Source organism: Actinomycetospora sp. (assembly GCF_055612215.1).
Genome location: NZ_JBVPVA010000655.1, coordinates 1 through 7,579 on the forward strand (window position 1 = coordinate 1; position 7,579 = coordinate 7,579).

General features: G+C 71.4%; 6 protein-coding genes and 1 tRNA gene. 3 read left to right on the forward strand and 4 right to left on the reverse strand.

The window, feature by feature from the left end; translation table 11 throughout:
* Positions 1–90 precede the first annotated feature (90 nt).
* A complete protein-coding gene (locus tag AC0CYZ_RS17935) occupies positions 91–405 on the reverse strand; it encodes a hypothetical protein (protein WP_472217751.1) in 315 nt (104 codons plus the stop codon).
* A 425-nt stretch (positions 406–830) separates the two neighbouring features.
* Here AC0CYZ_RS17935 and AC0CYZ_RS17940 point away from each other — a divergent pair, with 425 nt between their 5' ends.
* The gene (locus AC0CYZ_RS17940; RefSeq protein ID WP_472217752.1) at positions 831–3,356 is read left to right on the forward strand and encodes a heterodisulfide reductase-related iron-sulfur binding cluster; all 2,526 of its coding nucleotides are present in this window, start codon (positions 831–833) and stop codon (positions 3,354–3,356) included.
* A gap of 246 nt (positions 3,357–3,602) precedes the next feature.
* Positions 3,603–4,190 carry a dCTP deaminase gene (gene dcd, locus AC0CYZ_RS17945; protein ID WP_472217754.1) on the forward strand — a complete coding sequence of 196 codons (588 nt, stop codon included), beginning with the start codon at positions 3,603–3,605 and terminating at the stop codon, positions 4,188–4,190.
* A 7-nt stretch (positions 4,191–4,197) separates the two neighbouring features.
* On the opposite strand, the gene AC0CYZ_RS17950 is transcribed toward dcd, so the two are convergent.
* The 3 genes from AC0CYZ_RS17950 to AC0CYZ_RS17960 form a co-directional block, all read right to left on the reverse strand.
* Complete coding sequence (locus AC0CYZ_RS17950) at positions 4,198–4,554, reverse strand: nuclear transport factor 2 family protein (RefSeq protein WP_472217756.1); 357 nt, start codon at positions 4,552–4,554, stop codon at positions 4,198–4,200.
* A gap of 18 nt (positions 4,555–4,572) precedes the next feature.
* The gene (locus tag AC0CYZ_RS17955) at positions 4,573–6,291 is read right to left on the reverse strand and encodes a GGDEF domain-containing protein (RefSeq protein ID WP_472217758.1); all 1,719 of its coding nucleotides are present in this window, start codon (positions 6,289–6,291) and stop codon (positions 4,573–4,575) included.
* Positions 6,292–6,535: 244 nt separating this feature from the next.
* Positions 6,536–7,183: a hypothetical protein gene (locus AC0CYZ_RS17960; RefSeq protein ID WP_472217760.1), complete on the reverse strand. Its 648-nt coding sequence runs from the start codon at positions 7,181–7,183 to the stop codon at positions 6,536–6,538.
* Between the two features lie 266 nt (positions 7,184–7,449).
* Here AC0CYZ_RS17960 and AC0CYZ_RS17965 point away from each other — a divergent pair.
* Positions 7,450–7,523, forward strand: a tRNA-Gly gene (locus tag AC0CYZ_RS17965).
* Positions 7,524–7,579: the final 56 nt, after the last annotated feature.

Genomic DNA, 7,579 nt, shown 5'->3' on the forward strand with positions numbered 1-7,579 from the left:
CGGGCCCGCCAGGGGAACGTCGCCCGGGGCGGGCCGAGCCAGACGGCGTCGACCCGGTACACGTCGTCGTCGGTGCGGATCTGCACCGCGTCACCCCGTGATCAACTGGGCCAGGAACTGACCGACCGCCGGGCCCTGGCCCGAGACGGCGATGCCGAGCGCGACCAGGCCGACCAGCAGCCCGACGCCGCGGCGGGCGACACCGGCGTTGTCGCCGCGGCCGCCGATCCACAGCATGACCACCGCGATGCCGAGCAGGATCAACGGGACGATGTTGTCGCGGATCCAGCCCTGCAGGCCGTTGGTCCCGAGGCCCTGCGCCACGACGGCCGACCCGTACGAGGGCAGGTCGGCGAGCGGCACTCCGGAGCCGACCACCTGCGCGCCGAGGGTCGTGGTGATCATGGCGGTGGTCCTCCCCGGACGTTCGGTGGCACATCCTCGGCCGGTCTCGACCGGTCGAGTAAACACGTCGGTCGCCGGGCCGACCACCCCCGGCCGTCGCGGCGTGCGACCGACAGTCGCACGGACGGTCACCGAGTGGCGTGGAATCGGCCCGGATTCCGACGACCGGAGCACATGGTGGCTCGAACGGCGCCCTCGTGGGGGGACGCGCGCCCGGAGCGCTGCACCGAACGTCGTAGGAGATCTCCGCAGCGTGACGGCGCTCGGCCGGCGGGGGCCGATCACGCCCGTTCGCGAGGACTCCGGTTACCGGTGAGTAGATTCTCACTGCGCTCGTCGGGCTGCCGCCCGGACCAGCCGATACAGTGCGCCCACGTCGGTTGTCGACCCGTGCCGCCCGGCCGGGTCCGCTGGGAGGTCGAACAGTGCTCGTCCGATTGATCCTGGGCCTCGCGCTCACGGTGGCCGTGGGGGTCGTCGCCGCACGGCGGGCGTGGTGGCTATTCACGCTCATCAAGTCGGGCCAGCCCGACGCCAAGCGCTCCGAGGGCCTCGGCGGCCGCGTGCGCGCGCAGTTCGTCGAGGTGTTCGGCCAGCGCAGGCTGCTGCGCTGGTCGGTCCCCGGCCTCGCCCACCTCTTCACGATGTGGGGCTTCATCATCCTGCTGACCGTCTACATCGAGGCGTACGGCGCCCTGTTCGTGGACGACTTCGCGATCCCGTTCATCGGGCACTCCCCGGTCCTGGGCTTCCTGCAGGACTTCATCGCCGTGATGGTGCTGCTCTCGATCATCACCTTCGCGATCATGCGCGTGCGGCAGGACCCGGAGCGCAAGGAGCGCTCCTCCCGGTTCTACGGCTCGCACACCAACGGCGCGTGGATCGTCCTCTTCCTGATCTTCAACGTCGTCTGGACGCTCTTCGTCTTCCGCGGCATCGAGTCGGCCGCCGGGAACCTGCCCTACACCTCGGGCGCCTACGTCTCCATCGCGGTGGGCCAGCTGTTCACCGGCCTCTCGCCGGCGACGCTGTTCGTCCTCGAGACGGTCTTCCTGCTGCTGCACATCGGCGTCGCGCTGGTCTTCCTCGTCCAGGTGCTCTACTCGAAGCACCTGCACATCTTCATCGCCCCGATCAACGTCGCCGCCAAGCGCCTGCCGAAGGCGCTCGGCCCGCTGCAGCCCCTCGAGCACGAGGGCAAGCCGATCGACTTCGAGGATCCGCCCGAGGAGGCCTCGTTCGGTCGCGGCAAGATCGAGGACTTCACGTGGAAGGGCATGCTCGACTTCGAGACGTGCACCGAGTGCGGCCGCTGCCAGTCGCAGTGCCCCGCGTGGAACACCGGCAAGCCGCTCTCGCCGAAGCTGCTGATCATGGACCTCCGCGACCACATGCTCGCGAAGGCGCCGTACATGATCGGCGGCAGGGACATGCCCGACGAGGGCGGCGTCGACATGGACGCGAGCCTCGGCAAGAACGAGCACGGCGGTCACGGCGTGCCGGAGTCCGGCTACGAGCGCCACCGCGGCACCGACGACGTCCAGGCCGTGCGCCCGCTGGTGGGCACCGCCCAGCAGCTCGGCGTCATCGACCCCGACGTCCTGTGGTCCTGCACCACCTGCGGCGCCTGCGTCGAGCAGTGCCCCGTGGACATCGAGCACGTCGACCACATCGTCGACATGCGGCGCAACCAGGTCATGATCGAGTCGGAGTTCCCCGGCGAGCTCGGGGTCCTCTTCCGCAACCTCGAGAACAAGGGCAACCCCTGGGGCCAGAACAACTCCTCGCGCATGGATTGGGCGAAGGACCTGCCCTTCGAGGTGCCGGAGTTCGACGGCGAGCTCTCGCCCGAGACCGAGTACCTCTTCTTCATCGGCTGCGCCGGCGCGTTCGACGACAACGCCAAGAAGACGGTCCGCGCAACGGCGGAGCTGCTGCACATCGCGGGCGTCGACTACGTCGTGCTCGGCAAGGAGGAGAGCTGCACCGGTGACCCGGCGCGGCGCTCGGGCAACGAGTTCCTCTTCCAGATGATGGCCATGCAGACCAAGGAGATGCTCGACGGCGTCTTCGAGGGCCGCGAGCCGGGCACCCGCAAGATCGTCACCACGTGCCCGCACTGCATGAACACCCTGGGCCGCGAGTACCCGCAGCTCGACGGCCACTACGAGGTCGTCCACCACACCCAGCTGCTCAACCAGCTGGTCCGGGAGAAGAAGCTCATCCCGGTCGCGCCCGAGTCGTCGCCGGTGCCCACGGCGAAGCTCGACATCAACCCGACGACGAACCTGCAGTACCACGGGCCGCAGTCCGACGGCACCGAGCGCGGGCTCGTCCGCGCCGACGGGCACGGCACCGGCGGGCACCCCGACGACCAGGCCGCGCCGGCCGCCGTCGCGCTCGCCGAGGACGGGGCGTCGTCGAACGGGCACGCGAACGGCTCGTCGGGCTCGAACGGGTCGTCGCCGGGACACACCGGGCCGAAGACCGTGACCTACCACGACCCGTGCTACCTGGGCCGGCACAACGAGGTCTACAGCCCGCCCCGCGAGCTGGTGGCCGCGGCGGGTGCGGTGCTCAAGGAGATGCCACGTCACGCGGACCGGGCGCTCTGCTGCGGCGCCGGCGGTGCGCGGATGTGGATGGAGGAGAACATCGGCAAGCGCATCAACATGGAGCGCGTCGACGAGGCCATCTCCACCGAGCCGGACACGATCGCGACCGGCTGCCCCTTCTGCCGCGTCATGCTCACCGACGGGCTGACCGAGCGGCAGAGCGAGGCCAAGGCCGTGGGCACCGAGGTCATGGACGTCTCGCAGATGCTCCTGGCCGCGGTGAAGCGGGGGCAGCCGGCTCCCGACGACGCGGTCGAGGCCGAGACCGACGGGGTCGGTGACTCCGACCCCGCCACCACGGCGACCTCGGCGAACGTCAAGAACCCGAGCGAGTAGGGCTTTCGGGCTCCGCCGGCACTGAGCGAAGGGCCCCTTCGGTCGATCTATCCGCCCGAAGGGGCCCTTCGCTCGTTCCGGGGGTCCGCCGATCCGCGGTCCGCTCCGGATGAGGGGCACTCCACGCAGGTCTCGGCAGCCGTCGGCCTGCGTGATGTGCCCCTGATCAACCGGCGGGATGAGATGTCGGATGCGGTGCGCCGCCCGACCCCTCGGCGTGTCGGGTTGCGCCGATAGTGTGCGCGGGTGCTGCTCTCCGACCGGGACATCCGCGCCGAGATCGCCGCCGGACGCGTCGCGCTCGACCCGTACGACGAGACGCTGCTGCAGCCCTCGAGCGTGGACCTGCGCCTGGACCGGCACTTCCGCACGTTCAACAACCACGCCTACACCCACATCGACCCGGCGCTGCAGCAGGACGACCTGACGCGGATGGTCGAGCCCGCGGCGGACGAGGCGTTCGTGCTGCACCCCGGCGAGTTCGTCCTCGGCTCGACCTACGAGGTCATCACGCTGCCCGACGACGTGGCCGGGCGATTGGAGGGGAAATCGAGTTTGGGCCGTTTGGGCTTATTGACTCATTCCACTGCCGGATTCATCGACCCCGGTTTCTCGGGGCACGTGACGCTCGAGCTCTCGAACGTCGCGAACCTGCCGATCCGGCTGTGGCCGGGGATGAAGGTCGGGCAGCTGTGCCTGTTCCGGCTCTCGTCGCCCTCGGAGCACCCGTACGGCTCGCCGGTCTACGGCTCGCGCTACCAGGACCAGCGGGGGCCCACCCCGTCGCGCTCCTACGTGAACTTCCGGCGCGGGCTGCCGCAGGGCCCCGCCTGATCCGGGCTCAGTCCTCGAGCAGGAACGTGTAGAGGTTGGCGATCAGCCCGTCGCGGACCAGGGCGACGTCGACCCCGCGGACGACGGGCGGCTGACCCTCGGGACCGAAGGCCCACGCGAGGTGGCCGAGGTCGCGGACGACGTGGACCTGCCCGGCGGGGGCGAACACGAAGCCCGGCGAGCGGTCGAGGAGTGCCTGCGCCTTCGCGTCGATCGCGTCGTGCCCGGTCTCGGTGCCCTCGGGGTCCGAGAACACGACGTCGGGGGCGTAGGTCTCCACGATCGTCGCCTTCCGCCGCACGGCGTCCCGCTCGCCGAACACCCCGAGCAGGTTCGCGCGCATCAGCTCGTCGATCGTCGCCACCCGAGTTCTCCTCCTGCGCTATCCGACGAGCTGGCCGGCGCGGTGCACCCGGTTCCGGCCGGAGTTCTTGGCCGAGTACAGCGCGCGGTCCGCCTCGGAGACGAGCCCCTCGCCGTCTCCGGCGTGCTCGGGCAGCGTCGCGATCCCGAACGAGGCCGTCACCAGCTGGCGGCCGCCACGCTTGAAGTCGGCCTCGACCCGCTCGCGCAGCCGCTCGGCCAGCGCCGCGGCGTCGTCGGGGCCGCCCTCGGTGATGAGGATGGCGAACTCCTCCCCGCCGTAGCGGTAGGCGGTCTCGCCGTCGCGCATCGAGGCGCGCAGGGTGCTCGCGACCTCCTGCAGCACGACGTCGCCCTGCTGGTGGCCGTAGCGGTCGTTGAGCTCCTTGAAGTGGTCCAGGTCGAGCATGATCACCGACATCGGGTGGCCGTGGCGCTTCGCGTTGGCGACCGCGGAGTCGAGGTCGGCGCCCAGCCGGCGGCGGTTCGCGAGCTGTGTGAGCGGGTCGAACTGGGAGAGCCGCTCGGTGGCCGCGTGCAGCCGGCTCGCCTCGATGGCCGACCCGGCCAGGGTCGCGAGCATCTCCACCGCGGACAGCGCCTGGCCGTCGACCTCGCCCTCGACGCCGTCGAAGCACTCCAGGACCCCGATGACCCGCGCACCGACCACGAGCGGGACGGCGACCGCCGACTCGTCGTCGGTGTCCGGGTCGCCCCGGGAGATCTGGCCGTAGCGGGCGGAGCGGCCGACGACGCCGACCCCGAGGTTGCAGTGCGACTCCAGCGGGGGGACCGCGCCGCGCGACGAGTCGTAGGCGAGCTCCAGCCCGCTGCCGTCCTCGTCGAGCAGCCAGAGCAGCACCCGGCCGTCGGTGACCGCCACGGCGGCCTGCACCGTCGAGTCGACGACGTAGCGGGTGTTCAGCGATCCCGCGATCTCGCGGGTCATGATCAGGATGGTCCGGAGGCGGTCGGTCTGGGCCTGCAGCCGTTCGGCCTGGGCCGTGGTCTCCTCGTGCTGGTGGCGCAGGGCGACCGTCATGTCGGCCAGCCCGTCACGCAGGGCGACGAGCTCGGCGGAGCCGGCCACCGGCTCGGGCGGGACGAGCCGTCCCTCGGAGATCCCCCGGACCGAGGCGAGGAGACCGTCGACGGGCGCGACGACGTGGCGCTCGAGACGCCGGCGGCCACGCAGCGCGACACCGAGCGTGGCGAGCCCGACCACCACGAGGAGCGCCCCGAGGACCCACTGCGTGGTGGTGGCCCGGCGCTGGCTGTCCTCGATCGCGGCGAGCGCGACCGCGCGCGTGTCCTCCTTGCGGCCCTCGTAGCTGTCGAACAGCGCCTTGCCCTGCAGCAGGAACGCCTCGGTGCCGCCGGGCGGCGGGACCTGACGCTCGGCGGCGCTGGCCCACTCGGTGCGCCAGCGCTGCTGGGCGAGCAGGAGCTGCAGCACGCTCTGACGCAGCTCGGGCTCGTCGAGCAGGGTCAACATCTGGGCGTCGGCCGCAGCCAGCGCCGGGCTCGTCTTCGTGGCCTCGGTCGCGAAGTAGCGGTCACCCGTGGCGAGGTAGCCGCGCAGCGAGGAGTCCATCTCGAGCATCGCCTGGTGGGAGTCCTCGACGGCGAGCAGGCCGGCCTGCAGCCGCTCGTCCGCGGGCCCGGTGACGGCGGCGCTGTACAGCAGGCGGAAGACCACCAGCAGGACGATCACGAGGGCCGCGACGGACACGGTCACCCCGAGACGCTGGACCTCGGTGATCAACCTCGGTGCCCGTCTCACCCGTCCACGCCCCTCCGAGGGTCGAGCCCTCACGGTCCCGGTCCGGGTGACCGGAACCCTCCCCCCTGCACATCACCACTCGGAGGCATGACGTTAGCCGGTTCGGGGAAAGGTTCACAGGCTCAACCAGCCCTGGGCGGGACCGCGGCAGGACGGGACCGTCCGGTGGGGGCGGCCACTAGGCCGTACGGACGAGTGCTCAGGCGGTCATGGACGAGCGCGGACCGCGCCCGGACGGCATGCGCACGACCGTCTGGTCTGCCGCCCGATGGCGCTCGGCCTGCGGGGGCGTCAGCAGGCGGTGCACGAGCAGGTCGATCTCGGTGGGGTAGGGCACCCCACCCGACGGGGACGTCTGCCAGGCCGCGAGCTCGACCACGGCCGCCTGGGTCGCGGCGTGCTCCGCGCACGCGGGCTCGGCCGACAGGTGCAGCACGGGCACGCCCAGGCGCAGGGCGCTCCGGGTCGCGGCGAGGGCGGCCTCGCTGCCCCCGCGGACGACGACGCCGGCGGGCGGCTCCTCGACCAGCAGGGCGTCGAGGCGCACGACCATGCGCGCCGCCTCCTCGGCCCAGCTCTCGCAGGGACCGTCGAGCAGGAGCAGCCGACCGGCCGGGGCGCCGAGGTCGTCGAGCGCCGCGTCCACGTCGAGGGGCTCCGGGCCGGTCGCGATCAGGACCGGGTGCACCGGACCGTCGGCGTGGTCGCCCGAGCCGGGCGGCCCGAGGCGTCCGAGGGGCGCGAGCGCCGCTGCGTCCTCGGTGGAGGCGACGACCACCAGGAGTTCGGGCGGGGCCGTCGAGGCCTCGTCGGCCGTTGCCTCGGCCGCGTACTCACGGAGGGTCATGTTCACCTACCTCGCCGTCGTCGTCCTGCACCCACCGCGACAGCACACACCACATCGTCTCGGCAGGACAGGCGATTGCTCCAGGAATACCGCTTGGGCGCAATCGGTCTGACGCAGCGTAATCGTGCGACCGCGATCGCACCGAGACCATGCCGTGATCCGAGTGAGTTACACCCATGTCGTTGCTGACCGCGCCGGGAAGCCGACGATGCTCCAGGGGGTGGACCTGCGAGCAGATCGCCTGTTGTAGGCTCAGAGCGCAGCAGGCGAGTGTAGTTCAATGGTAGAACATCAGCTTCCCAAGCTGAGAACGCGGGTTCGATTCCCGTCACTCGCTCCAGGAACGTCATCGCAGGTCACGGGCCCGTCGCCGGAACATCCGGAGGCGGGCCGTCG